Here is a 26,493-nt window from a genome sequence, read left to right as displayed (position 1 = left end):
AGGATCACAGGGACCTACCCCCGGGGAGAACCCATGCCCGCCGAACCGGCGCCGGTGAGCCGCCCGACGAGCGGCGCGCCGGAGGGGCCTCCCCCGTCCGTCCGCGTACTCGCGCGGGGGATCGCGGCGAAGTCCGTCCCCCTCTACCTCTCCATGCTCGCGACGATGGCGGGCGGGATGGTGACCGCGGCGGTGCTGGGCAACTCCGGCACGGCCGAACTGGCGGCCCACGCCCTGGTCATCGCGGTGTTCAACCCGGCGCTGATGGTCGTGCAGGGCGCCCTGCGCGGGTCCATGCCGTTCATCGCCGAGAACGAGGACGACCCCGCCTCCCTGGCGCCGGTGGTCCGGAACAGCCTGTGGCTGGCCCTGTCACTGGGGGCGTTCGGCGGTCTCCTGGTCGCCACCGCGCCCTCCTGGGGACGGCTGATCGGGGTGGCGGCCCCCACGCTCGCCGCGCTGGGACCGTACCCGCTGCTGGTGGGCCTGTTCGTCGTCGTGGCGTCGGTGAGGGCGTCGGCGACCGTGCTGCTCATCGGGTTGGGCCACAACCGCTCCGTGCTGGTGCTGAGTCTGGTCGGGACCGCCCTCGTGGTGGTGCTGACACCCGCCCTCGTCCTGGGCACGGGCCCGGTGCCCCCGCTGGGACTGGCCGGCGCCGGGGTCTCGCTGCTCGTCGAGGGCACCGTCACGCTCGTGCTGGCCCTGTACGTCTCGCGCCGCACGACCGTCCTGCGGGGGCACCGGGTGGGCCCGGGCCTCCCCCACTGTGCCGGTGTGGGCGAGATCGCTCGGGTGGGGCTGCCCTCCGGATCGACCCTGCTGATCAAGTTCGGGGCGCTCAGCCTGTTGGCGCTGGCGGTCGCCCGGATCGGCGCCGCGGACGCGGCCGCCCACCAACTGCTCGTGGTCATCGCCACCTTCGTCTTCGTCCCGGCGATCGCGGCGGGCCAGTCGTGTGTCCCGTTCGTCGCGCGGGCCGCGGGGAGGGGCAGCAGGACCGAGGTCCGGCGCTCGGTCCTGGCCGGCTACGCGGTGGCGGTCCCGCTGGTCGCGGCGAGCGTGGCGCTCGTGTGGGCGGCGGCGGGGCCCTTCGCGGGACTGCTCACCGGGGACCCGGAGGTCGCCTCCGCGGTGACGGCGCTGCTGCCGGTCCTGTGCGCGGTGGTCGTGGCGGACGCCCTCCAGTCGCTCCCGGGGATGGGCCTGCTGGGGTTGAAGGACCCGCGGCCGTCGATGTACACGTTCGCGGTCTGCTACGGCCTGCTGGCGCTGGTGTCGGTGCCCCTGGCGGAGGCCGGCGGGCTGGACCTGCTGTGGTGCGCGTACGCGGTGGCGACGGCCGGCCTGGCGGTGGGCCAGGGCGCCGCCTTCCTGCGCTCGTCCGCCCGGGTCTGACGGGCGCGGTCAGTCCTCCGAGCGCGCGTCGTGGGTGAGCAGGGCCAGCTGCACCCGTCCGGACAGGTCCAGCTTCGTGAGCGCGGCGGACACGTGGGCCTTCACCGTCCCCATCGACATGTGCAGGCGATCCGCGATCTCCGCGTTGGACAGCCCCGCGGTCACGGCCTCGGCCACCTCCCGCTCCCGTTCGGTGAGCAGCGCCATCCGCCGTCGTGCCCGCTCCCTGCGCGTGGGCGCCTCGGATCGCTCGACCGGGTCGTCCCCCGCCACCCGGTCCATCAGGGCACGGGCCACACCGGGTGAGAGCACGGGCTCGCCCGCCGCCGCGCGGAGCACCGCCTCCACGATCCGCGCGGGCTCGGTGTGCTTGAGCAGGTACCCGGCGGCGCCGGCGCGCAGCGCCCGCACCACCGTGGCGTCGGCGTCGAACGTGGTGAGGACGATGACCTGGGGCCGCGCCCCTCCCCGGTCCGGCGCGCCTCCGGGCGGGCCGCCCCCCGCGCGCCGGAGCGGCACTCCGCCCCGCAGTCCCTCGGTGGCGGTGATCCCGTCCACCCCGGGCATGCGCACGTCCATCAGCACCACGTCGGGGCGGTGTTCGGCCACCGCCGCGGCGACCTCGGAGCCGTCCCCGGCCTCGCCCACCACCGCGATGCCGCCGCCTCCGGAGAGCATGATCCGCAGCCCCGTCCGCACCAGCGGGTCGTCGTCGACGAGGAGTACGCGTACGGGTTCGGTAGGCACGGCCACCACTATGACACCTCCGAGACCTCGGGCCACGGCAGGGTGGCGACCAGCCGGAACTCCCCGCCCGCCGGTCCGTGGACGAGCTCGCCGCCCTCCAGCGCGACCCGTTCGGCCAGACCAGTCAGCCCCGCTCCCGCCCCCGGGATCTCGCCGGGGACCACCCCGACCGGCAGCACGCTGGTCACCGACACCTCCATGTCCCGTCCGGGGCCGCCGCGCACCCGCACCCCCACCCTCGCGCCGGGGGCGTGCTTGCGCGTGTTGGTCAGCCCCTCCTGCACCACCCTGTAGACGGTGCGCCCCACCTGCCCTCCCGGAACGGCCCCTCCGGGGACGTCGAGGTCCCAGGCGACCCGCTGCCCCGCGGCTACCGCCTCCTCCACCAGGCGCCCGACGTCGGCGATCCCCGGCGGGGGCGCGGCGGTACCGGTGTGGTCCTCCGCCGCGCCCGGCACGGTGTCGGTGGAGCGCAGGACCGCCAGGACCCCGCTCAGCTCCTCCAGGGCGCGGTGCGCGTTGTCACGGATGACCCGGACGGCCGCGCCGAGCTCCGCGGCGTCCAGCGGTGCCGCGGCGCCCGCCTCGGCCCGCTCGGTCCTGTAGGCGAGCGCCCCGGCGTGCACCGACAGCAGGGACATGCGGTGGGCGACCACGTCGTGCATCTCCCGGGCGATGCGGCGGCGCTCCTCCGCCCGGGCGTCCTCCAGACGGCGCTCCCGGTCGGCGCGTTCGCGCCGGACGTCCGCCCGCAGGCGCTCGACCAGCTGGCGGCGGGTCCGGATGGCCACGCCCCAGCCGACGCTGGCCGCGACGACGGAGAGCGCGAGCGCGATGGAGAGGATGCTCTCACCCCGACCGGGCGGGACGGTGAGGAACCAGGGCAGGCCCAGGACCATGGTGACCGCCACCGCGGACGCCGCCTGCTGCCACGGGCGGCGGGCCGCGAGGCCGATGAGGGCGATGACCAGGGCGGCGGTGGCGGAGTTGGAGAACGCCCCGACGACGCACAGGACCATGCCCACGGCCAGGGGGTGGCTGCGGCGCCACCACAGGGCCAGGCAGCCGACCGCGCCGCCGACGGCGTCGGGCACGAACAACCACCGCGGCACGTCGTGCGACATGCCGATCAGGTGGCCGAACACGTAGCCGGCGGAGACGTTGAGCCACCACAGGACGGCGAGCGCGAACAGCAGGATGTCCGCCGACGCGTCGCGTCGGCGACCGCCGGAGCCGCGGAACACACCCGCGTCGCCGGGGCCCGGCCCGCCCCCGGCGCCCGCGCCGGTCACCGCCGGTGTCGTACGCACTGGCCGCCCTCCCTCGCCTCGGCACAAGCCTAGGGCGGCGAACGCCCCGCCCGCCTCGGTCCGGCGGCCGTCCCCCGGGTGGCCGGTCGGCCGATCGGACAGCCGGTTCTGACCACTTGGACGATGCGCCCGGGCTCGCCCGGCGCCAGTCTGGAGACATGAGTGACGACGTGCCCGCGCTGGAACTGGTCGGGCTGACGAAGACCTTCAACGGGACCAGGGCCGCCGACGGGGTGTCCCTGTCCGTCCCCCGTGGGGCGATGCTCGGCCTGGTCGGCCCCAACGGGGCCGGCAAGACCACGTCGCTGTCCATGGCGGTGGGTCTTCTGCGCCCGGACGGCGGGACCGCGCGGGTGCTGGGCTCGGACGTGTGGTCGGACCCGATCGCCGCCAAACGCCTCCTGGGGGTGCTGCCGGACGGGCTGGCGCTGCCGGAGCGCCTGACCGGCGGTGAACTCCTCGACTACTGGGGGCGGTTGCGAGGGCTCGACCGCGGGGTGGCCCGGGCACGGGCCGAGGAACTGCTGCGCGTGCTGGAGCTGGATGGCGCCGAGGAGGACTCCGTCCTCGTCGCGGAGTACTCGACGGGCATGCGCAAGAAGATCGGCCTGGCCACCGCCCTGCTGCACGCCCCGAAGGTCCTCGTGCTGGACGAGCCGTACGAGGCGGTCGACCCGGTGTCGGGGCGGGTGCTCACGGCGATCCTGCGGCGGTTCACCGACGGAGGCGGCACGGTGGTGATCTCCAGCCACGTGATGGCGCTGGTGGAGCAGCTGACCGACCGTGTGGCCATTATCGCCCGGGGCCGGGTCCTGGCCGACGGGACCCTGGAGGACGTGCGGGGGGCGGACGCCACCCTGGAGGACACCTTCGTGCGCCTGGTGGGCGCCCGCGAGGTCGGGGAGGGGGAGTTGACGTGGCTGGCCTCCTGATCCGGCTGAAGTTCACCCTGCTGGGCCACTCCGCCACGGGGATGCGCCTGCTCGGGATCGCCCTCGCCGTCCTGGGACTGGGACTCACCTGGTTCTTCGCCCTGACGGCGGGTTCGGACGACGTGCGCGCCGACCTTCTCACCCTGGTGTTCGCGGTGTGGGCGGCGGCGTGGATGCTGGGCCCGACCGTCGCCAACGGCACGGGGGTCCTGCGCTCGCAGTACTTCGCGCTGCTGCCCCTGGACCGGCGCAGGCTGGGCGCGCTCCTCCTGGTGACCATGTTCTTCGACATCGGCCCCGCCCTGACCCTGGTGGCGCTGGCCGCCCTGGCCTGGCACGCGCTGTCGGTGGATCCGGCGGCCCTGCTGGTGGCGGTCCCCGGGTTCCTCCTCCTGTGGGTGCTCGTGATCTCCCTGTCCCGGCTGGTGTTCCGCGCCCTGGGCGCGGCCATGCACTCGCGGCTGGGGATGGAGATCGCGTCGGTGCAGTGGGGGCTGATCCTCGCCGGGATCTTCTTCGGGTGGATGGCGGTCCAGCCCGCGTTCTCGGCGACGCTGAGCCTGAGCGAGAACGGCCTGGGAGAGGGTGCGGTCGGCACCGTGTTGGCCGTACTGCCGACCTCGTGGCCGGTGCTCGCCGTACAGGCCGCGGCGGCGGGGTCGTGGGGTGCTGCCGCCGCCTGGCTGGGAGCACTGGCCCTGCTCACCGGGGCCCTGGTCGCGGTGACCTCCGTGCTGCTGGCCCCCCGGGTCGAGGCGCGCGGCGTGCGGCGCCGGAGCAGGCCCCTGGGGGCGCGTCCGCTGACGGGCGGCGGTCCCGGGTTCTCCCTGCTGCCGGACACCCCCCTGGGCGCGGTGGTCGGCAAGGAGCTGCGCCAGTGGTGGCGCGACCCGTGGCGCGGCCTGGAACTGCGCGCGTCCCTGTGGGCGGCGCTGTTCATCGGCCTGCTGACCTGGCCGAGCGACCAGTTCTCCTTCTTCACCCCGTTCGCCGGTGTGATCGCCGCGTTCATCATGGTGCTGGCCACCGCGAACATGTACGGGCACGACGGGACGGCCGTGTGGCTGTCGGTGGTCGGCCAGGACCGGGGCTCGGTGCGCGCCGACGTGCGGGGCCGCCAGGTGGCGATCCTGCTCCTGATCGTGCCGGGCGCGACCCTGATGAGCACGGCGTTCGTCCTGGCGACGGGCTCCCACTGGGCGTGGCCCCTGGTGATCACCGGGATGGCGGTGTTCTTCGGGGTGGGCAGCGGGCTGTCGCTGCTGCTGTCGGTGGTGGCGCTCTCCCCGGGGGTGGACCCGCAGCTGAGGGTGGACGCCAACGACACGGGCGACAACCAGGTGCAGGTGTGGATCGCGCTGGTGGCGCTGCCCGTGCTGTCGGCGCCCGCCGTGCTCGCCGCCGTGTTCCTCGGCCTGTCCGGCCTGCCGTGGCTGGCCGTGCCGGTGGGCCTGCTCAACGGGGCGCTCGCGGCGTGGTGGCTGGGCCGGGTCGCGTACCGGCGGCTGGAGGCGCGGCTGCCCGAGACCTTCACCCGGATCAGGTACGGCAAGGCGATCGCCCTGCGGACGGTGCCGGAGGACGGCTCCTGGCTGGACCGGCTGGAGCGCACCGCCATCGCGGGCAACGCCGAGACGAGACCGACCGGCTCATGAGCTCCCGGGTCCCAGGACCCGGGTAACAGGCGCGGCGCGATCCAGGACGGGGATCGCGCCGCGCCGTCTGTCGTGCGGGGGCGCCCGCCCCCGGGCCGCGCACGGCCCCGCGCCACGGGCGCGCACCCCGCCCCGGTCAGGCCGGGGGTGTGACACGCACCTCGGCGAAGACGCCGGTGAGCCCGTCCAGGAAGGCCGAGAGCGCCAGCTCGAAGCTCGCGTCGTCGATCTCCGTGGCGTGCTCGGCGAGCCGGTGGGCCTGCGACAGGTTGGGGTAGCGGTCGCGGTAGACGCGTACGTCGTCGTCGAACCCCCGGGCGAAGGAGTTGGTCGCGGCGCCCACGATCAGGTACTTCGTGGAGGCGCCGATCATCGTGGCGTAGCGGGGCGGCCAGCCCGCGCCCACCAGCCCGCCGTGCACGGCGTCGGCGCGCCGCAGCGCCTCCTCGCGGCGGCCGGGGCCGGCGGACACGACCGGGAGGAGGTGCGGGTGCTCGGCGAGGGCGTCGCGGTAGGAGCGCGCCCAGACGGTGAGGCCTTGGCGCCAGTCGCCGCCGGCGAACCCCGAGACGTCGATGTGGGCGGTGACCGCGTCCGCGACCTCGGTGAGCAGCTCCTCCTTGGTCCGGTAGTGGCTGTACAGGGAGGCGGCCTGCACGTCGAGCTCCTGGGCGAGCTTGCGCATCGACAGCCCGTCCAGCCCGTCGCGGTCGATGAGCGTGAGCGCCGCCTGGCGAATGGCGGGCCTGCTCAGGATCGGCGTCTTGGGTCGGGCCACGGGGTTGTCCCTTTCTCCGCTGCGGGGGACGCCGGTTCCCTCCGGTGTCCGGCCCGATCATCGCACGTCAGTGCGGGGCGCACGGCCGCCCGCCGGACTCCGCGGCGGCGCAGGTCGCGCGGGGGCGCGGCTCTCGATGCGGGGCCCGGACGCGTGGGATCCCTGATGCGGTGACCTCTTGCACGCACGGCCGGGTACACCGTACCCTCAACTAACCGAACACTGTTAGGTTATTGGGGAGCAGGCCGTGATCGATTTCTCGTTGAGCGAAGAACAGCGCGCCGTACGCGACTGGGTGCGGACCTTCGTCGAGCGGGAGCTGATGCCGCTGGAGAACGAGGTGCTGCGCCGTGAGCGCGAGGGGCACCCGCCCGGCCTGAACTCCGAGGAGCGCACCCGCCTGCGCGAACTGGCCCGCAAGTCCGACTTCTGGGGCGTGGAGACGCCCACCGAGTACGGCGGCATGGGCCTCGACCCGGTCACGGCGGCGATCATCGAGGTCGAGCTGGGCAGGACGTTCCTGACCTTCAAGTTCGGCGGCGAGGCCGACAACATCCTGTACCACGCCAACGAGGAGCAGAAGGAGCGCTACCTACTGCCCACCATCGCCGGCGAGCGCCGCTCGTGCTTCGCGATCACCGAGCCCGGCGCGGGCTCGGACGCCAAGGCGATCCGCGCCCGCGCGGTGCGCGACGGCGACGAGTGGGTCGTCAACGGCGAGAAGACCTTCATCACCGGCGGCAACGAGGCCGACTTCGCCATGGTCTTCGCGGTCACCGACCCGGAGAAGGGCGCCGACGGGGGCGTGACCTGCTTCCTCGTGGACCGCGACGCGGGCTGGACCTCCGAGCCCATCGACACCATGGGCGAGCGGCGCCCCGCCTCCCTGGTCTTCCAGGACGTGCGCGTGCCCCACGAGAACATCCTGGGCGAGGAGGGCCACGGCTTCTCCCTCGCCATGAAGTGGATCGGCAAGGGCCGCTACCTGCTGCCCGCCCGCGCGCTCGGCGGGTGCGAGCGCCTGCTGGACATGGCGATCGAGTACTCGCGGACCCGGGAGACCTTCGGCGCGCCCATCGCCGACCGCCAGGCCATCCAGTGGATGATCGCCGACTCCCAGACCGAGATCGAGGCGCTGCGCCTGCTGGTCCTGCACGCCGCCTGGCAGGTGTCCGTGGGCCGGGACTCGCGCCACGCGCAGTCCATCGCCAAGCTCTTCGGCGGTGTGAAGGCGAACGAGATCGTCGACCGGGTCATGCAGATCCACGGCGGCATGGGCTACACCCGCGAACTGCCGATCGAGCGCTTCTACCGCGACGTCCGGCTGCTGCGCATCTTCGAGGGGACGGACGAGATCCAGCGCCGCACGATCGCCCGCGACCTGCTCAAGGGCCACATCAAGGTGGGCGCAACCTTGGGTTAGGCGGACGAAGGGGCCCGTGCCGCGCCCGCGGGCGCGGCACGGGCCCCTTCGCGCTCCGCGTGTCGGGGTCCGCGGCGACGGGTGCCCAAGGGGCTCCTAGCGGACGGCGACCAGGTCGCAGACGAAGATGAGGGTCTCGCCCGGCTTGATGGCGCCGCCGGCGCCGCGGTCGCCGTAGGCCAGGTCCGGGGGGATGACCAGCTTGCGCCGGCCGCCCACGCGCATGCCCAGGACGCCCTGGTCCCAGCCGGAGATGACCTGGCCGGAGCCGAGGCGGAAGCTCAGCGGGGCCCCGCGGTTCCAGCTGGCGTCGAACTCCTCGCCGCTGGAGAAGGCGACGCCCACGTAGTGGACGTCGACGGTGCTGCCGTGTCCGGCCTGCGCGCCTTCGCCGACCGTGATGTCGGTGCTCTCCAGGGTGGTGGGCGGCGGGCCGCCGATGAAGTCGATCTCCGGACGCTCGAGCGCCATGGTGGTACCCCTCGTGGGTGCAGTGGGAACAGAGAGGCCCAGGGTATCGGCGCGCGACCACCCCCCGCGCGCCCGGTCCGGGGAACCGGCCCCGCCCCGGCGGACAGGACGACGGAACGTCAGAGGGCGCCGACCGTCGCCGCGATGACGTGCCCGTGCCCCTCGACCTTGATCGGCCCGCTGTCGGCCTGCACGAACACCGACTCGCCGCGGTGCAGGGTCAGGCCCTGACCGACCTCCGCGACCAGTTCCACCCGGCCGCGGAGGGCCAGCACCACGATCGGCCCCTCCCCCGGCAGGTGGGCCGTGACACGGCCCGGTCCGATCTCATGCAGCGCGAACTCGGGCGCGGCGGGCCGGAACTCCCGCCTCCCCTCCAGGAAGCCGGGTTGGGCGTAGGGGATCGGCAGCACCGAGAAGTCCACCACGTCCAGGAGCTCGGCCGCGTCCACGTGCTTGGCGGTCAGCCCGGCGCGCAGCACGTTGTCGGAGCTGGCCATCACCTCGACGGCGGTCCCCTGGAGGTAGGCGTGCAGGTTGCCGGCGGGCAGGAACAGGGCCTGCCCCGGCCACAGCGTGATCCGGTTGAGCAGGAGCGACGCGACCGCGCCCGGGTCGCCCGGATAGCGCGTGGCCAGGTCGACGACGATGTCGCCGTGGAGCCCGTGCGGATCGGACGCGGACCACTCGGACACGAAGTCGTCGAGCAGGCGGTCGCGGTCGGCGTCGGGGAGGGTGAGCAGCCGGGTGAGGGCCGCGCGCAGGGCGGCGTGGGTGTCGGGAACCGCGAGGTCCGCGCGCAGCAGCACGGCCAGCTCGCACGTGAGCCCGCCCAGTTCGGCGGCGGTGGCCGCGGGCTCCCGGAAGCCGCACAGCGCCTCGAAGGGCTCCAGTGCGAGCAGGAGCTCGGGTTTGTGGTGGGGGTCGCGGTAGTTGCGGTGGGGCGCGTCGACCGGGATGCCCGCGCGCTCCTCGGCGTCGAACCCGTCCCGGGCCCGGGACGCGTCGGGGTGCACCTGGAGGGACAGGGGCGCCTCGGCGGCCAGGAACTTGAGAAGGAAGGGCAGCCGTCCGCCGAACCTCTCCGCGGTCGCACGCCCCAGCACCCGGCGCGGGTCGTCGGCGATCAGGCGGGGCAGGGGTCTGAGCCCGTCCTCGCAGTGGGCGGTGCTCGGGGCCCCGTGGTGCGCGCCCAGCCAGAGCTCGGCCTGGGGTGTGCCGTCGGGGTCGGTGCCCAGCAGCCGCGGGATGGCCGCGCGCGCCCCCCAGGCATACGGTCGTACCTGGTTGGTGAGCCTGTGCATCCGCCCCCCGCTTTCCCGTCTGCGTGCTCTCACCCCGTGGACGCTCCGGCGAGGTGGCAACAGTCTCGCGAAGGGAGCCGTTCCGGTCGACACGGCACGCCCCACTTGTTGAGGTAGTGCACACTTCACCTCGCGGGGTGGGCAGGCACCCGACTCCTGCGGGGCCCGACGGCGGCTACGAAGTTACTGGGAAGTAAACCACGATCGTGGACACGTGAACAGCACCTCATGGTCACCTTCCGGAGACTCGGACGACACCCCTTCCCAGGGGTCGCGGGCGCCCCTGCCCCGGCGCGACGGGTGCGGGAGCCCCGACCGTCGCACCGACCCGCTACCGTGTCCCGGTCATGATCGTTCCCCGACGTGTGAGGCGGACACATGAGGCTACGACAGGGAGGCCCGGGCGACCTTCCGGCGGTACTGGCGATGTTCGACGACACCGTCGCCTGGCTGGCCGCGCGCGGACGGTCCGGGCAGTGGGGCGACCGGCCGTGGTCGGGCGACCCCGACCGGGTGCGGCTCGTCGAGGGGCTGGTCGCCGACGGGCTGTGGGTGGCCGAGGTGGGCGACTCCCCCGCGGGCGTCCTCACCATCCGCGAGGAGGCCCCCGCGTACGCGCCCCCGGCCGGGGAGCGCGAACTCTACGTGCGCCTGCTGCTCGTGTCCCGGGACCACACCGGGGCCAACGTCGGCGGCAAGCTGCTCGCGTTCGCCCGGAGACAGGCCCGCGGCCACGGCATCGGCCTGGTCCGCGTGGACTGCTGGTCCGGCGGCGACGGCGCGCTCATCCGCTACTACGAGGGCCAGGGCTTCACCCCGACCGTGCGGGTACCCGTGGGCGAGAAGGAGGTCCAGGTCCTCCAGCTCCGCCCCTGAGCCGGGGCGCCCGGACCGGCGGCGCCCGGACCGGACCGCGCCCCTCACGGTCGGCGGCGCACCTTGTCCGAGGCCTCCACCAGGCGGTCGATCATGCTCCGGGTGAGCGCGGGGTCGGGCTGGGGCAACCCGGCGATCGCCGACATGTACAGCCCGTCCCCCGCGCGCAGGATGATCTCGGCCAGGACCGGGTCCGTGAGCTCCTCGTGCAGCAGACTCCCCCAGTGGGAGAACAGGTACTGCACCGTGCGGGTGGCCTCCTCCGGCATGTCCTCCTGACCGCGCAGGGCGGCGATGACCGCCCAGTACAGTTCGCGTTCCTCCGGGCTCTGCGGCAGCGACGTGCGCAGGAACACACGGACCACCCCCTCGCCGCCCTCCCGGGCCTCGCGGAACTCCTCCTCCGCCAGCCCGCTCAGGCGTTCGATGAGGCCGGTGAGCATCGCCGCCTTCGACGGGAAGTGGTAGAGGAGGCCTCCCTTGGACACCGAGGCCGCGCGGGCGACGGCCTCCAGGGTCACCCCGGAATAACCCTCGCTGATGAGGATGTCCTGTAGGGAGTCGAGAATTCGGTCGCGGGTGTTCGAAGCGTTCACGATTGACACTGTACCGTCCGGACGGTACTGTACCGTCTGGACGGTTGAAGAGTCCCGCGGTGTACCCGCGGTCGACCAGACTTCCCGCCCGCCCGCCTGCCCGACCTGGAGCCCGCTGCCTCCCGTCGGGCCACAACCGCGCCCCCGGTCGGGGTGACGCGCAACCAGCAACACGTAACGAGGAAAGATGAGCTCCGCCAAGGCCGGAACCGGCCCCACCAACGCGCGCGCCCGCGACGAAGCGGCACCCGCCCTCGCCGGGCCGCGGGAGTGGGCCGCCCTCGCCGTCCTGGTCCTGCCCGTGGTCCTGATCTCGGTCGACTCGACCGTGCTCGGGTTCGCCGTCCCCGCGCTGAGCGAGGACCTGCGGCCGACCGGCGGCCAACTGCTGTGGATCGTCGACGTCTACGGCTTCATCCTGGCCGGCCTCCTGATCACCATGGGCTCGCTCGGTGACCGCATCGGCCGCCGGCGCCTGCTCATGATCGGCTCCGCGGCCTTCGGCGCGGCCTCACTGATCGCGGCGTTCGCACCCACGGCGGAGACCCTGATCCTCGCCCGGGCCCTGCTCGGGCTGGCGGGCGCCTCCCTGATGCCGTCCACCCTGTCGCTGCTGCGCAACATCTTCCTCGACGCGCGCCAGCGGCTGCTCGCCATCGCCCTCTGGGCGTCGGGCTTCTCCGGAGGCGCCGCGCTCGGCCCCATCCTGGGCGGTTGGCTCCTGGAGCACTTCTCCTGGGGGTCGGTCTTCCTGATCAACCTGCCCGTGATGGTGCTGATCCTGGTTCTGGTCCCCCTGCTGGTGCGCGAGTCGCGCAACCCGGAGGCGGGGCGCATGGACCTCCTGAGCGTGGTCCTGTCGATGGCCGCGATGCTGCCCGCCGTGTACGGGATCAAGAAGCTGGCCACCGAGGGCCTCGGCGTCATGCCGATCGCGTCCCTGGCCGTCGGCCTGGGCCTGGGCTACCTGTTCGTGCGGCGCCAGAAGCAGCTCCGGGAACCGCTCATCGACGTGGGCCTGTTCCGCTACCGCGTGTTCAGCGTGGCCGTGGCCACGAACCTGATGATCGTGTTCTCGCTGGTGTCGTCGCTGTTCTTCCTGACGCAGTACCTCCAGCTGGTGCTCGGCATCTCGCCGATGCGCGCGGGTCTCGTGCTGGTGCCCGGCCTCGTCCTGTCGGTCCTCGCGGGCCTGGTCGCGGTGCGGGTGTCGCGGCACCTGAGCCTGGCCACGGTGATCGGCGGGTCCCTGCTGGTGACCGCCTCCGGGTTCGCGGTCCTGGTCCTCGCCCCGGAGGGCGGCGCCACCACAGGAGTGGTGACCGTGGCGCTCGGCTTCTCGCTCATCTCCACGGGCGCGGGGTTCGCCGAGACGCTGACCAACGGCGCGATCATGTCCGCCGCCCCGCCCCAGCGCGCCGGCGCGGCCTCGGCGATCTCCGAGACCGCCTACGAACTGGGCGCGGCCCTGGGCGTCGCGGTGCTGGGCAGCGTGCTGACCGCCTCCTACCGGTCCCAGCTGACCGGCGTGGAGGGGGTGCCCCAGGGCGCGGTGGACGCGGCCCGGGAGACCCTCGGCGGCGCCGCCAACGCCGCCTCCGACCTGGGCGGCGCCACCGGTGACGCCCTCATGGGCGCGGCGCGGTCCGCGTTCACCGACGGCATGCACCTGACCAGCGTGATCGCCGTGGTGATCGTGCTGGCCGCCGCCGCCCAGGTGTGGGTGCTGCTGCGCGGTCTGGGCAACCCTGCGGTCGAGGTGTCGGAGTCCCCGGCCCCCGAGGGCGAGGCGGACTCCCCGGTGTCCGCGGCCGTGGCGGGTCCCACCGGGGGCGCGGAGGCCGCCGGGGCCCACGGGCCCGCGGACGCCGTGTCCCGGACCGGCCTGTAGCCGGACGCGGACCGCCCGCCGCCGGGCCGGCGACGGGCGGCGGGACGGGTGGTGCGAGCGGCGGGCCCCGGAGGAGTCTTCTCCTCCGGGGCCCGCGCGTGTCAGGGGAGGCCGACCAGTTCGACCTCGGCGCCGTCCCAGTCCGGCGGCACCACCGCGTAGGCGTCGGCCAGGGCCGCGCCCCGGAGGCTGCCGGGACGGTCGTGGCCGACGGGCACGGCCCGGCCGTCTGCCAGGCGCACCGCGATCAGCCGGGTGTCCGCCGGGTGCGGCACGACCCCGTGGTCCAGGGCGGCCCGGGGCAGGCGCCGTCCGGGGTCGGCGCGGCCGGTCATGGCGCTCAGCAGGGGGACCAGCAGGGTCACCGCTGCCACCAGCGCCGCTCCGGGGTTGCCGGGCAGTCCCACGAACACGGTGCGGTCCGTGTACGCCAGCAGCTGCGGATGGCCGGGACGGCACGCGACACCGTCCACCACGACGGTGGCCCCCAGGTCGTCCAGGACCGAGCGGAAGTGGTCGGCCGGGCCCCGGGAGGACGAGCCGCACACGGCGACCACGTCCGTGTCGCCGCCCTCGGCCTCCGCCAACAGCGCCGACCGGTCGTCTCCCAGGTGCCTCACGCGTTCGAGCCGGGCTCCGGCCCAGCCGGCGATCCCCGGCAGCAGGGGCCCGATGGCGTCGCGCACCCTCCCGTCCCCGGGCAGGCCCTCGGTGGCGACCTCGTCACCGGTGACCAGGACCGACAGCCGGGGACACGACACGGGCAGGGTCTCGTGCCCCAGGCTCGCCGCCAGGCCGAGCACCGCCGGACCGATCACCGAACCCCTGGTGAGAACAGTCTCACCGGGCGCGGTCTCCTCCCCCGCCCAGCGCACGTGGCGTCCGCGCTCCGCGGGACCCTCCACCTTCCCGTCCCGGGTCGTCGCGCGTTCGTACGGCAGGACGCTCTCGGCGCCCTTGGGCACCCGCGCGCCCGTGGCGATCTCCACGGCCTCGCCGGGGCGCAGCCCGGCACTGCTGGCGGGCGCGCCCGCGAGCTGCCTGCCCACCAGCAGCCAGGGGCCCGGCCCCGCCACCGCGAAGCCGTCCATGGCGGAGGCGTCGAAGGCGGGCAGTCCCACGAGGGCGCGGACGTCCGCGCCGAGGACCCCGCCCAGGGCGCGGTCCAGCGGCACCTCGCGCTGGGCGGCGCCCCTGCGCGCGCCCAGCGCGACGGCCTCGGCACGCGCCTGCGCCCACGACCGGTGCGCGCCGCGTGAACCGTGCGCTCCCCGGCCTCCGGGGCCCGCGGGGACCCCCGTGGAGCCGTGCGCCGGCCGGGCCGCGTCGGCTCCGGCGGCGCGGTGGTCCTCGTGGGGGCCGTGCTCCGCGTGTGCTCCGTGTGCCCCGGGGACTCCGCCCCGGCGGGTGTCGCCGCGGATGTCGCCGCTCCTGCCCATGCCGCCTCCCGGTCGTCGCGCCAGCGAGTCCCCATTGTCCCCCCGTGCGCACCGACGCGGACGCTACCGCTGCGCCCGGGCGCGTGAGGGGACCCCGGACCCCGCCGCGCGCCCCGCGCCGGGCGCGTTCCGCGCCTCCGGCGGCCCCTCTCCCTGCGCCGATTTGCCGTCTGCCGACTTTCCGCTAAAGTTCTTATCAGCAGCACGGACGGGGCCACGGAGGACGCGGCCACCGACCACGCAGCAAGCGGACGTGGCTCAGCTGGTAGAGCATCACCTTGCCAAGGTGAGGGTCGCGGGTTCGAATCCCGTCGTCCGCTCGGAGGAGACGCGAAGGCGCCCAGGCGCTTGCGCGCAACTCGGTGGAGTGGCCGAGAGGCGAGGCAGCGGCCTGCAAAGCCGTCTACACGGGTTCGAATCCCGTCTCCACCTCAACACCGCTTCGCGCGGGCGATTAGCTCAGTTGGTTAGAGCGCTACCTCGACACGGTAGAGGTCACAGGTTCGAGTCCTGTATCGCCCACCAGCATCACCCAAGGCCAGAGCTTCGGCTCTGGCCTTCGGCGTTCCCGGGGTTCCCCGCTCGGAGGACATCCGGGAGACCGTCTGCCCGGGGCCCTCCCCCGTTCCCGTTCCCGGGCAGTGAGCGCTTGCACACTCCCCCGTCACAGGTGTTCGAGCACGCTCGGCACACGCCGCTCACGGCGAGTCCGACATCGGGTTCCTCAACTCCAGTGAGCGGCTGCATTGGTAGCACCCGCCCCGGCTGACACGCGCGAAAAGGGCCTTCGGTACCGGTGTGGATTGCGACATCTACCCCGACCACCAGAAGGCCCTCGACTGCACGCCCGGGTCGTTGACCTGTCCCCGGCCCCGGCGGTGTGGGTGGTCGTCGCGTCGCCTTCCTCGCCTTCAGCGCACCCCCTCGCCCGTGTGCGGCGATCGGCTGGAGAGCGCTCGCGCCGGGGGCATGGCGGGGACCGCCGTGAAGACGGGAACGGTACCGGAGGCCCTGTCCCCCGCCACCTCGCCCTTCGCCCTCTTACGGGACGACCGACTCCGCGCCCTGGTTCTCACGGCCCCGGCCGTGGCCCCGGCCGCGCTGGGGCTGTGGGCACCGCACCGCCGGAGCATGCCGGTGCGAACGCCACGGCGCCCTCTCGGAGTCGCAAGCGGTGGCATGACACGGTGTCTCCACGACCAGGCGTTCCGTCACTTAATGTCAGAGGAATCACAATTCCTCCACAAAAGGTGGACACTGCCCGCCGACCATGATCAACCTCCTTCGCAGAGGGCACGACACCCAGTGGCAACCGGACGGAAACAGGAGGTCGGAACCCCGGCCCGCCACGACGCCCACGTCCCCCACAGACGAAGGACCCCCATGACACCCCCCAGCGAAGAGAAGCAGGCGGCGGACGCGCCGTCGCCGAAGTCCGACACGCGCCCCGAGGGCGGGTTCTCCCGTTCCCGGGTCATCGGACTCATCGCCGGCCCGCTCGTCGGGCTGCTCGTGTACCTCCTCATGCCGGACATGCCGCTGCCGCTCGTCGAGGGCGAGGACGAGGCGGTCGTCTCGGCCAACGGACGCATGGTCGCGGCGGTCACCGCGTTCATCGCGCTCTGGTGGGCGACCGAGGCGATCCCGATCCCGGTCACGTCCCTGCTACCCCTGGTGCTCTTCCCCGTGATGCTGGAGGGCACTCCCATCGCGGGCGTCGCCTCCTCCTACGGGTCCGACACCATCTTCCTGTTCATGGGCGGCTTCATGCTGGCCCTGGCCATGCAGAGGTGGAACCTCCACAAGCGGATCGCCCTGACCATCGTCTCCAAGGTCGGCTCCAACAGCGCGGGGCTGATCGGCGGCTTCATGATCGCCACCGGGTTCATCACCATGTGGGTGAGCAACACCGCCACCGCCGTGATGATGCTCCCCGTCGGCCTGTCCGTGATCACGGTCCTCACCCAGTTCCGCAAGGGGCGCACCGACGCCAACTTCGCGACCGCGCTCATGCTCGGCATCGCCTACGCCTCCTCCATCGGCTCGGTCGCCACCATCATCGGTACCCCGCCCAACGTGCTGATGGTCGCCTACCTCGCCGACACCCACGACATCACCATCGGCTTCGGCCAGTGGATGCTCGCCGGGGTCCCCCTGGCCGCGGTCTTCCTGCTCATCGCGTGGTTCGTCCTCGTCCGGGTCTTCCCTCCGGAGGCCAAGAGGGTCGAGGGCGCCCAGGAGCTGATCCGCTCCGAACTCGACGCGATGGGCCCGATGTCCCGCGGCGAGAAGGCGGTGTCGGCGGTGTTCGCACTGGCCGCCCTCTCCTGGATCTTCATCCCGGTCCTGGCCAGGACCGAGGGCGTCGGAGGCGCTCTGCCGTGGCTGGCCAACATCAGCGACGCCGGCATCGCCATGACGGTCGCCGTCCTGTTGTTCCTGCTCCCGGTCGACCGCCAGGGCACCCGCCTGCTCGACTGGGACACCGCCGTCCAGCTCCCGTGGGGCGTGCTGCTGCTGTTCGGCGGCGGGCTGGCGATCTCCGCCCAGTTCACCTCCAGCGGCCTGAGCGCCTGGATCGGCGGACAGGTCTCCGTGCTCGGGGGCATCCCGCTGTGGGTGCTGATCCTCGTGGTCACCGCGCTGGTGCTCTTCCTGACCGAGCTCACCAGCAACACGGCGACCGCCGCCACGTTCCTGCCCATCCTCGGCGGGGTCGCGATGGGCATGGAACTCGACGTCCTCACCCTGGTGGTGCCCGTGGCCCTGGCCGCGACCATGGCCTTCATGCTCCCGGTGGCCACCCCGCCCAACGCGATCGTGTTCGGTTCGGGATACGTGCGCATCGGTCAGATGATGCGCGGCGGCCTGTGGCTCAACCTCATCGCCATGGTGCTCATCCTCGGCGCGATGTACGCCCTCTTCTCCTGGGCCATCGGCATCACGCTCTGACCGCACGCCCGGTGGTGGGGGCGTGCACGCCCCCACCACCGGGGCCCATGGCCTCGGCACAGCCCGGAAGGTCCAGTCGGCGGTGGCGACCATGCCCGGGGGCGCGGTCCAGGCGGGGCGTCCGACTCGGCCGTTCCAGGATCCGGGAGTCCCGGACCGCCCGCCACTTGACCTTCTTCCCCTTGTTCGGAATGATCCGAACAAAGCGATCGAGGGTGGACCATGGACGGCGTGAGCGGCTTCGTCGAAGAAGCCGGGGTGTTCTACGAGCGGCTGGGACTGAGCAGGACCGAGGGACGCGTCATGGGATGGCTGTTGAGCGCGCCCGAGGACAGTGCGGACGCACCGCGGCTGTGCGGGGAAATGGCGGTGGCCAAGAGCAGCATGAGCGTCGCACTGCGCAGGTTGGAGCAGGTCGGGCTGGTGGAGCGCTTCCGCCGGCCCGGGGAACGGAGGGACCGCTACCGGCTCGCGGAGGACGTCTTCGAGCAGGCGTTCCGCGCGAAGATGGCCGAGTTCGACCGGTTCCGCGGTCTGGCAGAGCGGGGGCTGGCCGTCGTGGGCGACGATCCGGCACGGCGCGCACGCCTCGAACTCATGCGCGACATGTACGGATTCATGGCCGAACGCTTTCCGCTGCTCCTGGACGAATGGGACCGGGTCAAGGAGGAGCGTCGGCGATGAGGGCACTGATCATCACGACCGGCAGCCGCGGTGACGTCCAACCTTTCGTGGCCCTGTCCCGTGCGCTCACACAGTCGGGGCACGAGGCCGTGATCGCGGCGCCCCGAAGGTTCGGAGCGCTCGTCTCACGCCACGGAACGGAGTTCCTGCCGATGGACGAGGGCGTGCTCGCCCTCCAGGACGACCTCACCCACCGTGGCCTCCTCACCGCCCTGACCTCGGCAAGGGCGGTCGCACCGCTCCTGCGTGCGTGGCTGGACGACGTGGCCCGACTTGTCGGCACCGAGTGCGACGTCGTCGTCTACGCGCCCAAAGCACTGGGGGCCACCGATCTGGCGGACCGGATCGGTGTTCCGTCGATCGCCGCGCTGACGGTTCCGTTGTACACGCCCACGGGGGAGTTCGGCACGCCGCTCGTCCCCGCCCGGCTGCCCGCGGCCCTCCGCCGCCCGAGCTGGCGCTTGGTCTCCGCCGTGGAAGGAGCCCACCGCGGGCTGGTGGGCCGCTGGCGCTCCGGACGGCTGGGCCTGAGCGGCCCGCCCGCGAAGCTCGCCGAACGCATCGCCTCCGAGGGCGCCCTGCACCTGTGGAGCCGCCATCTCCTGTCCGCTCCGGCCGACTGGCCGTCCGGGGCCGCTCCCCTGGGCGCCCTGGGTCTGCCTCGCGAGAGTGGGTGGACCCCACCGGAAAGCCTGACCCGGTTCCTGAGCGAAGGCGAGGCACCGGTGTACGTCGGGTTCGGCAGCACGGTGGCGCGCGACCCGGACGGGCTCACGCGGGCGGTCGTCGAGGGCGTGCGCCTCAGCGGTCGACGGGCGATCCTCGCATCCGGGTGGGGAGCCCTCTCCTCCCGCCCCCAGTCCTCGAAGGAGGTACTGGTGGTGGACGAGGTCCCGCACGACCACGTGTTCGCGCACGTGGCGGTCGCGGTACACCACGGCGGGGCGGGGACGGTGGCCGCCGCGCTGCGTGCCGGCGTTCCCCAGGTAGTCCGGCCCTTCGTCGGCGACCAGTGGTTCTGGGGCCAGCGTGTCCGCGCGATCGGTGTCGGCCCCGCACCCCTGACGGGAAGGCTGTCACCTGAGAGCGTGGCCGCCGCGATCACCCGGGCCACCGAACACACCGACCGGGCCGAAAGACTGGCCGAACTGGTGAAGGAGGAGGAGGCCAACGCTCCGGGCGACGCCGTCCGGCGCGTGCTCGCCGCGGCCTCGCGCGCGTCCTGACGGGCTGCGACTCCTTCCCCCGAGGACAGAACCGGAACAACCGCCGGTCCTCCGGTTGTCGATTCTCGCGGATCGCCGGAAGCCCCTCGCACCCCGCCGGCGGATCGAAGAACTCATCGAGGAGGGTCGAACCGACTGGCGAGCTGCGCCCCGGTGGGCAGCACCCCTGCGTACCGGGTCATTGGATGCGGACGCAGTGTGTACGTTCCGCGCGGCGGTCCGGAACTCGTGCAAGAGCAGCTCGTACGCACCGCTCAGCACGAAGGCCGGCCAGGTGTGGATGATCCTCGACCACATCGTCGGATCAGCCACCGCGACGTTCGCCGCCGAAGAGGCCACAGAGCCGAGGATCACCAGGGGCCACGGCAGCAGACCGCCCTTGCGATCGCGGCGAGCATCGCCCAGCAGGGTGATGGAGGCGCCGTCGATCATGCCGTCGACGGAGAGCGGGAGGAGGGCGGCGCGCCACTCGGGTTCGCCGTGGCACAGGGCGAGTTCGTACGTGTGGGAGTAGGACACCACCGCGGCGGTGCCCGCGAGCAGCAGCACGGCCGCGATGGCGACCGATCGTGACCAGCGTGAGGCCTCCATCCCGATCACCCCTTCCGGTGACCGAGGGACCTTGGCGAGGCTGGGAGCCCGCCCCCGTCCGGCGGGGTGGGAGGCGGCGTCTCCCACCCCGCGCTGGGAGGTTTTTGAAAGACGCGAAGGCCTCCCCACAGCTCCCCACCGCCGCGAAGGCCCCTCAACGGAACCCTCCGGCCCGGGTGAACACTCGTTGACCCAGGTCTCTGCGGTGCCGCGACCACCTCGATACGGCAGAGGTCACAGGTTCGAGTCCTGTACCGCCCACCAGCATCACCCAGGGCCAGAGCTTCGGCTCTGGCCTTCGGCGTTCCCGGGGTTCCCCGCTCGGAGGACATCCGGGAGACCGTCCTACAAGCCCTCCGCCGCGAGCGGCGGTCGGGTCGGCGGGACCGCGCTGCCCGCCCCGGCTCGTCCACGGATCCGCCCGTGAAGCCCCCGTGCACCGCCCGGTCCCGGCCCTCCGTGGACGGGAGGGCCGGGACCGGGCGGTGTCTGCGTGCAACGGGTCGGGAGCGGCGGCGCGCCCGGGGCGCCCGGTTCGGGGCGTGTTCCGGCGGTCCGGTCCCGGCCCTTCGCCGTGTCGTGCCCGGTCCTCAGACGTCGGCACGCTCCGCCGGCCACGGTTCCCCGCCTGGGCCGGGGCCCGGTCCGGGGCCCCCGGAACGGTCGCGGTCGTGCTCTTTGAGCCAGCGCACGAGGGAGACGGCGACCAGGCTCAGGATGATGATCAGGGGGAAGGCGGTCACGACCGACAGGGTCTGCAACGCGTCGGTGCCTCCGGCGGACATCACCGAGACCGACACCGCGGCGAGGACGAGGGCCCAGAGCACGCGGTTGGCCCGTGAGGGCTCGACCTCGTTCGGCAGGTCGCGGGAGGTGGCGGCGCCCATGATGTAGGACGCGGAGTCCAGCGTCGTGGCCAGGAAGACCAGCAGCAGCACCAGGAACAGCGGGGTGATGATCCAGCTGAGCGGGAACGCCTCCAGCGTGGCGAAGATGGCCGGCACGGCGCCCTCCGCCTCCAGTGTGTCGACGATGGGCGCATCCCCCCGCAGCTCGAACGCCATGCTGGAGTTGCCGAGCAGCGCGAACGAGAGCCAGCAGCCCAGGCTTCCGAAGCCGCACATGCCGACGATGATCTGCCGGACGGTGCGGCCCTTGGAGATCTTGGCGCAGAACATGCCGACGAACGGCCCGTAGGAGATCCACCACCCCCAGTAGAAGACGGTCCAGACCTCCTGGAAGCCCGACCCGCCGACGGGGTCCGTGTAGGTGCTCATCCGCACGATGTTCTGGGCGAGCAGGCCGACGCTGTTGGTGAAGGTGTCGATGACGAAGACCGTCGGGCCCACAGCCAGGACCAGGACGCCCAGAACGGCGGCCAGGTAGAGGTTGAGGTTGGCGAGGCGCTTCAGGCCGCGGTGCAGGCCCAGGGCGACGCTGCCGGCGAACAGCAGGGTCCACAGGCCGATGACGACGGTGTTGAGTGTGGCGCCCGGCTCGAACCCCAGCATGCGGGAGGCGCCCTCCGCGACGGTGGGGACGGCCAGGGCCAGCGAGGTCCCCGCGGCACCGATCATCCCGAGGATGAAGAAGACGTCGATCAGCCGCCCCGGCCAGCGGTCGACGCGGTCGCCTAGCACCCCGCGGCAGGCCTCGCTGAGGCGCAGGCGGCGGATCCTGCGTACGTGGTAGGCGTAGGCGAGGGCGAGGGTCGGGACGCAGAAGACCGCCCAGGCGGTGGGGCCCCAGTGGAAGAGGGGGTAGGTCGCCGACCATTCGGCGGCCTCGGTGCTGTGCGGTGCGAGTTGGAAGGGGGGAGCCGCGTGGTAGTGCGCCCACTCGATGATTCCCCAGTACATGAGGCCGCCGCCGATCGCGGCGGTGAAGATCATCGCGAGCCAGGTGGGGGTGGAGAACTCGGGGCGGTCGTCGGGAGCGCCCATCCTGATACGGCCGTACCTGCTGAGGACCAGCCAGGCGAGCAGTAACGCGAGCCCGGCGACGAACCACATGTACGCCCAACCCAAGTCGGACTGAAGCCACGACAGGACACCGCCGAGCAGGCGTTCACCCGTCTGCGGAGCGATCACGAACGGTGCGCTGAAGCCGACCACCATGATCAGCGCGGGCCAGAAGACTTTGTTGTCGATGTTCCAGCGGATGACTCGGGTCACCTCCGGGTTCGAGGGCACGGACCATCCAGTTACTACTGTGTTGCGTTTGACTAATCAACCAGTCAGTTATCGCATCGTTGCAGTTCACCTCCACCCCCACCGACTGTTGTGACCTGCAAAATGCATGGCAGTAAGGGTTTGATGGGCTTGTCGCTGTCAAGTCGACATCTCTGTAACGAAGTGGCATCCTCGAGTGCGTTGCGAAAATCGCTATTCCGCTGTTACGTTCTCACCCGTGAGCGACAACGTGACCGACGACGTGCGCGGCAGGGCCCGCGAGGCGATCCACCGATCCGGCCTCTCCCAGCGGCAGTTCGCGACCAGACTCGGCATCGACCCGAGCAAACTCTCCAAGTCCCTGACCGGCACCCGGCGTTTCACCGCCCGGGAGTTGGCCGGTATCGCCGACGAGACCGGGGTGACGGTCAACTGGCTGCTCAACGGCCAGGACGACGCCGAGACGGTCTCGGTGGCGCCGCGCGACTCGTCTGCGGTGCGCCCCCCGCCCGCGAACCCGGACGACCACCCGGGGGCCGCCCGGGAGCACAACCGGAAGCTCCAGATCATCGAGGCCGCGTGGACCCTCATCGCCGAGCACGGGTACCACTCGGTCCGTGTCGCCCAGGTGGCCCAGGCCTGCGGGACGTCCAGCGCCACCGTCCACTACCACTTCCCGACCCTGAACCACCTCCTCGTGGAGGCGCTGCGCCACTCGGTGAAGCAGGCGTTCGACCGCCAGGTCGCGGGGCTGCACACCATCGCGGACCCGTACGAGCGCCTCCTGCGACTCATCGAGCTCCAGCTCCCCGGTTCGGACCGGCTGCGCCTGGAGTGGTCGATCTGGCTCCAGGTCTGGACGGCCGCGGCCCTGGACCCCGGGATGCGGGAGCTGCACGCCGACTCCTACCTGCGCTGGCACGAGACCATCGCCCGCACTCTGCGGGAGGGGAAGGAGAGCGGCGTCTTCGGTGATCTCGACGTCGAGGAGATGACCAGGCGCCTCACCGCCCTCATCGACGGCATGGGCATCCAGGTCATCACCGGGATGCCCGGACGGTCCGTCGAACAGATGCGCTCCACCCTGCGCTCGGTCATCGACCGTGACGTCCTGGGGCACTGACACCGCCGACACCCGCCCGCGGACCCCCGGCCCGCGGGCCCCGACCGTGCCCATGCGGTGCCGGGCGACCCGCCCGGTCCCCGCCCGAAACCCCACACACAGAGACGGAGCGCCTCCGTGAGCGACACCTTGAACCCCAACCCCATCCTGACCTGCGCCCTCACCGGTGCGGGGGACACCGTCGGCCGGAGCGAGCACGTCCCGGTGACGCCCGGGCAGATCGCCGCCGCCGCGGTCGAGGCAGCCGAGGCCGGCGCCAGCGTGGTGCACATCCACGTTCGCGACCCCGAGACGGGCGCCCCCTCGCGGGACAACGCCCTCTACCGGGAGGTCGTCGACCGCATCCGCCAGACCGGCACCGACATCGTCATCAACCTGACCGCGGGCATGGGCGGTGACCTGGTGATCGGACAGGACGATCCGCTGCGGTTCGAGGAGGGCACCGACCTCGTCAACGGCCTGGACCGTCTGCCGCACGTGGAGGAACTGCTGCCCGACATCTGCACCCTGGACTGCGGCAGCCTGAACTTCGGCGACGGCAGCCAGGTCTACATCTCCACCCCGGACATGCTGCGCGCCGGCGCCAAGCGCATCCAGGAGCTCGGGGTCCGTCCCGAGCTGGAGATCTTCGACACCGGCCAGCTGTGGTTCGCCAAGACGATGCACGCCGAAGGCCTCATCGACGACCCGTCGATGTTCCAGCTGTGCACGGGCATCCCCTACGGTGCGCCGTCGGACCCGGGTGTCCTCCAGTCGATGGTGAACCTGCTCCCGGCGGGCGCGCAGTGGGCGAGCTTCTCCATCGGCCGCAAGCAGATGCCGTGGGTGGCGCAGTCGGTGCTGCTCGGCGGGCACGCCCGGGTGGGCCTGGAGGACAACCTCTACCTCAGCCGCGGCAGGAAGGCCACCAACGGCCAGCTCACCGAGAAGGCGGTCAGCATCATCGAGCACCTCGGCGCCCGGGTGGCCACGCCGGACGAGGCCCGCGAGAAGCTCGGACTCCGCAGCGCGTCCTAGGTCGTGGTCCGTGGATGCTTTCGGTTGACTCGGCGCTTGCGCCGATCGACGCGAGCGGCTTCCAGGCCATCTCCCGCAAGACGGGTAGCGCGGGTCAGCCCGGGTTCGGCTGTCCGAGCGCAGTCGGCGCGGCGAGAGGCAGCCCGGGGGACGCGAGCCCGGAATGATCCGCGGAACGCGGCCTAGCCCCACCCACACAGAACAGCCGAGCGCATGAGGAGCACGATGACGGAGAACGCGAGAACCACCCCCGGGGCCGTGCGTACGGTCGCCTGCGTCGGAGCGGGTGTCATCGGGGGCGGCTGGGTCGCCCACTTCCTGGGACGCGGCTACCGGGTGGTCGCCTGGGACCCCGCCCCGGACGCCGAGAGCAGGTTGCGCGGGCTGGTCGCCTCCGCCTGGCCCGCTCTGGAGAACCTGGGCCTGGCCGAGGGAGCCGCCATGGCGAACCTGCGGGTCGCCGACACGCTGGCCGAGGCCGTCTCCGAAGCGGACTTCGTCCAGGAGAGCGCACCGGAGCGCCTCGACCTGAAGATCGACCTGTTGGCCGAGATCGACGCCGCCACCCCCGAGGGCGTGGTCATCGCGTCGTCCACCTCCGGCTACAGCATGAGCGAGATGCAGGTGAGGGCACGGACGCCGGAACGGCTCGTGGTCGGCCACCCGTTCAACCCGCCGTACCTCGTGCCCCTGGTCGAGGTCGTCGGCGGTGAGCGGAGCGAGCGGTGGGCCGTCGACTGGGCCTCGGACTTCTACCGCGCCGCGGGCAAGTCGGTGATCAGCATGGAGCGGGAGCTCCCGGGGTTCATCGGCAACCGGATCCAGGAGGCCGCCTGGCGCGAGGCCCTGCACATGGTCGCCGAGGGAGAGGCGACGGTCGAACAGATCGACCTGGCGATGACCAGCGGGCCCGGGCTGCGCTGGGCCTTCTTCGGACCCTGCCTGACCTTCCACCTGGCGGGGGGAGAGGGCGGCATGGCGCACATGCTCGACCACTTCGGCCCGTCCCTGAAGTCCCCGTGGACCCGCCTCGAGGCGCCCGAGCTGACCGCCGAACTGCGGGACCGCATGGTGGCGGGCACCGACGAGGTCGTGGCCGGCCGCTCCACCGCCGAACTGATCGCCCAGCGCGACCGCCGTCTGATCGCGGTGGCCCGGGCGCTCGAGGAGGTGGAACGCGCGGAGGCCGCCGAGCGGACGGGGGGAGAAGCGTGAGCGCGCCCCTCGTCCAGCGGCTCCGGCCCGAGTGGATCGACTACAACGGTCACCTCAGCGAGGCCTACTACGTCCTGATCTTCGGGTTCGCGACGGACGCGCTGATGGACCGGGTCGGTCTGGACGCCGCCTACCGCGAGCGGACCGGCTGTTCGCTGTACACGGTCGAGGCGCACGTGCGGTACCTGCACGAGGTCGCCGCCGACGCCGAGGTCGAGGTCCACACCCGGGTGGTCGCGGGCCCGGACCGCCCAGGCACCAGGAAGGCGCGGCTCTGCCACGAGATGCGGGTCGGCGGTGTGCTGGCGGCGACCGAGGAGCTCATGGCGCTCCACGTGGACCAGGAGCAGGGCCGGGCGGTGCCCTTTCCCGACGAGGTCGCCGCGCGGCTCGCCGACCTGGCCGAGCCCGCACCCGACTACGCGGGGCGCGCCGTCGGCCGGTAGTACTCCGCCGCCCCGCCTCCGGCGGCTTCCGGCAGGCCCCGGGGCGGCGGACGTCCCGGGGCGTGCCGCCCGACGCCGGGCCGGATGGCGCCGGCCGGGGCGGGGTGGGAGCCGGGGTTGTCGCGCTCCGGGGACGCGGCCCCCGGCCGCGGCTTCCCGCCGCGCGGAACCTCGGCGGTCCGACGGCCGTGCGCGGGTTCCCGGCACACCGTCCCCGGAACGGGCAGCCCCTCCGCGCCCGCACGCGG

Annotated in this window: 21 protein-coding genes, 3 tRNA genes and 1 pseudogene; 16 read left to right on the top strand and 9 right to left on the bottom strand. The window is 72.8% G+C overall.

The features are described 5' to 3' along the window. Positions 1–33 precede the first annotated feature (33 nt). The gene (locus Q8791_RS06205) at positions 34–1,398 is read left to right on the top strand and encodes an MATE family efflux transporter (RefSeq protein ID WP_330090610.1); all 1,365 of its coding nucleotides are present in this window, start codon (positions 34–36) and stop codon (positions 1,396–1,398) included. 9 nt (positions 1,399–1,407) lie between these two features. On the opposite strand, the gene Q8791_RS06200 is transcribed toward Q8791_RS06205, so the two are convergent. Further along, positions 1,408–2,151 carry a response regulator gene (locus Q8791_RS06200; protein ID WP_407941962.1) on the bottom strand — a complete coding sequence of 248 codons (744 nt, stop codon included), beginning with the start codon at positions 2,149–2,151 and terminating at the stop codon, positions 1,408–1,410. 2 nt (positions 2,152–2,153) lie between these two features. Beyond that, on the bottom strand, positions 2,154–3,455 hold the full coding sequence (locus tag Q8791_RS06195) for a sensor histidine kinase (RefSeq protein ID WP_330090608.1): 1,302 nt from the start codon (positions 3,453–3,455) through the stop codon (positions 2,154–2,156). Positions 3,456–3,613: 158 nt separating this feature from the next. Here Q8791_RS06195 and Q8791_RS06190 point away from each other — a divergent pair, with 158 nt between their 5' ends. Together Q8791_RS06190 and Q8791_RS06185 are read left to right on the top strand one after the other, a co-directional pair. Continuing rightward, on the top strand, positions 3,614–4,387 hold the full coding sequence (locus Q8791_RS06190) for an ABC transporter ATP-binding protein (protein WP_330090607.1): 774 nt from the start codon (positions 3,614–3,616) through the stop codon (positions 4,385–4,387). Then, on the top strand, positions 4,372–6,042 hold the full coding sequence (locus Q8791_RS06185) for a hypothetical protein (protein WP_330090606.1): 1,671 nt from the start codon (positions 4,372–4,374) through the stop codon (positions 6,040–6,042). The genes Q8791_RS06190 and Q8791_RS06185 overlap by 16 nt, the downstream gene beginning before the upstream one ends. Before the next feature lie 136 nt (positions 6,043–6,178). Here the strand turns inward: Q8791_RS06185 and Q8791_RS06180 are convergent, their stop codons facing one another. Further along, positions 6,179–6,820: a TetR/AcrR family transcriptional regulator gene (locus tag Q8791_RS06180; RefSeq protein WP_330090605.1), complete on the bottom strand. Its 642-nt coding sequence runs from the start codon at positions 6,818–6,820 to the stop codon at positions 6,179–6,181. Positions 6,821–7,067: 247 nt separating this feature from the next. Here Q8791_RS06180 and Q8791_RS06175 point away from each other — a divergent pair, with 247 nt between their 5' ends. After that, positions 7,068–8,243: an acyl-CoA dehydrogenase family protein gene (locus tag Q8791_RS06175; protein WP_330090604.1), complete on the top strand. Its 1,176-nt coding sequence runs from the start codon at positions 7,068–7,070 to the stop codon at positions 8,241–8,243. A gap of 96 nt (positions 8,244–8,339) precedes the next feature. Here the strand turns inward: Q8791_RS06175 and Q8791_RS06170 are convergent, their stop codons facing one another. Together Q8791_RS06170 and manA are read right to left on the bottom strand one after the other, a co-directional pair. Beyond that, positions 8,340–8,714: an FKBP-type peptidyl-prolyl cis-trans isomerase gene (locus Q8791_RS06170; protein ID WP_330090603.1), complete on the bottom strand. Its 375-nt coding sequence runs from the start codon at positions 8,712–8,714 to the stop codon at positions 8,340–8,342. Positions 8,715–8,833: 119 nt separating this feature from the next. Continuing rightward, on the bottom strand, positions 8,834–10,018 hold the full coding sequence (gene manA, locus Q8791_RS06165) for a mannose-6-phosphate isomerase, class I (RefSeq protein ID WP_330090602.1): 1,185 nt from the start codon (positions 10,016–10,018) through the stop codon (positions 8,834–8,836). A gap of 378 nt (positions 10,019–10,396) precedes the next feature. Between manA and Q8791_RS06160 the strand changes: the two genes are divergently transcribed. Then, entirely contained in the window at positions 10,397–10,894 is a 498-nt protein-coding gene (locus Q8791_RS06160) for a GNAT family N-acetyltransferase (protein WP_330090601.1), read from the top strand. A gap of 44 nt (positions 10,895–10,938) precedes the next feature. Here Q8791_RS06160 and Q8791_RS06155 read toward each other — a convergent pair whose 3' ends face one another. Continuing rightward, the gene (locus Q8791_RS06155; protein WP_330090600.1) at positions 10,939–11,490 is read right to left on the bottom strand and encodes a TetR/AcrR family transcriptional regulator; all 552 of its coding nucleotides are present in this window, start codon (positions 11,488–11,490) and stop codon (positions 10,939–10,941) included. A 187-nt stretch (positions 11,491–11,677) separates the two neighbouring features. On the opposite strand from Q8791_RS06155, the gene Q8791_RS06150 reads away from it, so the two are divergent. Continuing rightward, positions 11,678–13,381: an MFS transporter gene (locus tag Q8791_RS06150; protein WP_330090599.1), complete on the top strand. Its 1,704-nt coding sequence runs from the start codon at positions 11,678–11,680 to the stop codon at positions 13,379–13,381. A gap of 101 nt (positions 13,382–13,482) precedes the next feature. Here Q8791_RS06150 and Q8791_RS06145 read toward each other — a convergent pair whose 3' ends face one another. After that, a complete protein-coding gene (locus Q8791_RS06145) occupies positions 13,483–14,820 on the bottom strand; it encodes a molybdopterin molybdotransferase MoeA (RefSeq protein WP_330090598.1) in 1,338 nt (445 codons plus the stop codon). 247 nt (positions 14,821–15,067) lie between these two features. Here Q8791_RS06145 and Q8791_RS06140 point away from each other — a divergent pair. From Q8791_RS06140 to Q8791_RS06115, 6 genes are all read left to right on the top strand, one after another. Further along, a tRNA-Gly gene (locus tag Q8791_RS06140) sits at positions 15,068–15,140 on the top strand. 41 nt (positions 15,141–15,181) lie between these two features. Further along, positions 15,182–15,252, top strand: a tRNA-Cys gene (locus tag Q8791_RS06135). Positions 15,253–15,268: 16 nt separating this feature from the next. Continuing rightward, positions 15,269–15,345: transfer RNA gene (locus Q8791_RS06130), tRNA-Val, on the top strand. An 858-nt stretch (positions 15,346–16,203) separates the two neighbouring features. Next, entirely contained in the window at positions 16,204–17,772 is a 1,569-nt protein-coding gene (locus Q8791_RS06125; RefSeq protein ID WP_330090597.1) for an SLC13 family permease, read from the top strand. A gap of 222 nt (positions 17,773–17,994) precedes the next feature. Next, the gene (locus Q8791_RS06120; RefSeq protein WP_330090596.1) at positions 17,995–18,456 is read left to right on the top strand and encodes a GbsR/MarR family transcriptional regulator; all 462 of its coding nucleotides are present in this window, start codon (positions 17,995–17,997) and stop codon (positions 18,454–18,456) included. Then, a complete protein-coding gene (locus Q8791_RS06115) occupies positions 18,453–19,682 on the top strand; it encodes a glycosyltransferase (RefSeq protein ID WP_330090595.1) in 1,230 nt (409 codons plus the stop codon). The genes Q8791_RS06120 and Q8791_RS06115 overlap by 4 nt, the downstream gene beginning before the upstream one ends. A gap of 192 nt (positions 19,683–19,874) precedes the next feature. Here the strand turns inward: Q8791_RS06115 and Q8791_RS06110 are convergent. Next, positions 19,875–20,273, bottom strand: a pseudogene (locus tag Q8791_RS06110) (DUF2637 domain-containing protein); the annotation flags it as partial. Between the two features lie 590 nt (positions 20,274–20,863). Further along, positions 20,864–22,447, bottom strand: a complete 1,584-nt coding sequence (locus tag Q8791_RS06105; RefSeq protein WP_330090594.1) for a BCCT family transporter — start codon at positions 22,445–22,447, stop codon at positions 20,864–20,866. A gap of 235 nt (positions 22,448–22,682) precedes the next feature. On the opposite strand from Q8791_RS06105, the gene Q8791_RS06100 reads away from it, so the two are divergent. From Q8791_RS06100 to Q8791_RS06085, 4 genes are all read left to right on the top strand, one after another. After that, positions 22,683–23,567: a TetR/AcrR family transcriptional regulator gene (locus Q8791_RS06100; protein WP_330090593.1), complete on the top strand. Its 885-nt coding sequence runs from the start codon at positions 22,683–22,685 to the stop codon at positions 23,565–23,567. Positions 23,568–23,684: 117 nt separating this feature from the next. Further along, complete coding sequence (locus Q8791_RS06095) at positions 23,685–24,584, top strand: BKACE family enzyme (protein WP_330090592.1); 900 nt, start codon at positions 23,685–23,687, stop codon at positions 24,582–24,584. Positions 24,585–24,809: 225 nt separating this feature from the next. Beyond that, positions 24,810–25,799 (top strand): 3-hydroxyacyl-CoA dehydrogenase NAD-binding domain-containing protein, encoded by a 990-nt coding sequence (locus tag Q8791_RS06090; RefSeq protein ID WP_330090591.1) that lies wholly within the window; start codon positions 24,810–24,812, stop codon positions 25,797–25,799. Beyond that, positions 25,796–26,245, top strand: a complete 450-nt coding sequence (locus Q8791_RS06085; RefSeq protein WP_330090590.1) for a thioesterase family protein — start codon at positions 25,796–25,798, stop codon at positions 26,243–26,245. Before Q8791_RS06090 ends, Q8791_RS06085 begins: the two co-directional genes overlap by 4 nt. Positions 26,246–26,493 lie beyond the last annotated feature (248 nt).

The organism is Nocardiopsis codii, assembly GCF_036327455.1.
GTDB lineage: Bacteria > Actinomycetota > Actinomycetes > Streptosporangiales > Streptosporangiaceae > Nocardiopsis > Nocardiopsis codii.
The sequence above is the reverse complement of the archived record's forward strand: the minus strand, read 5'-3'. Positions and strand labels throughout refer to the sequence as shown.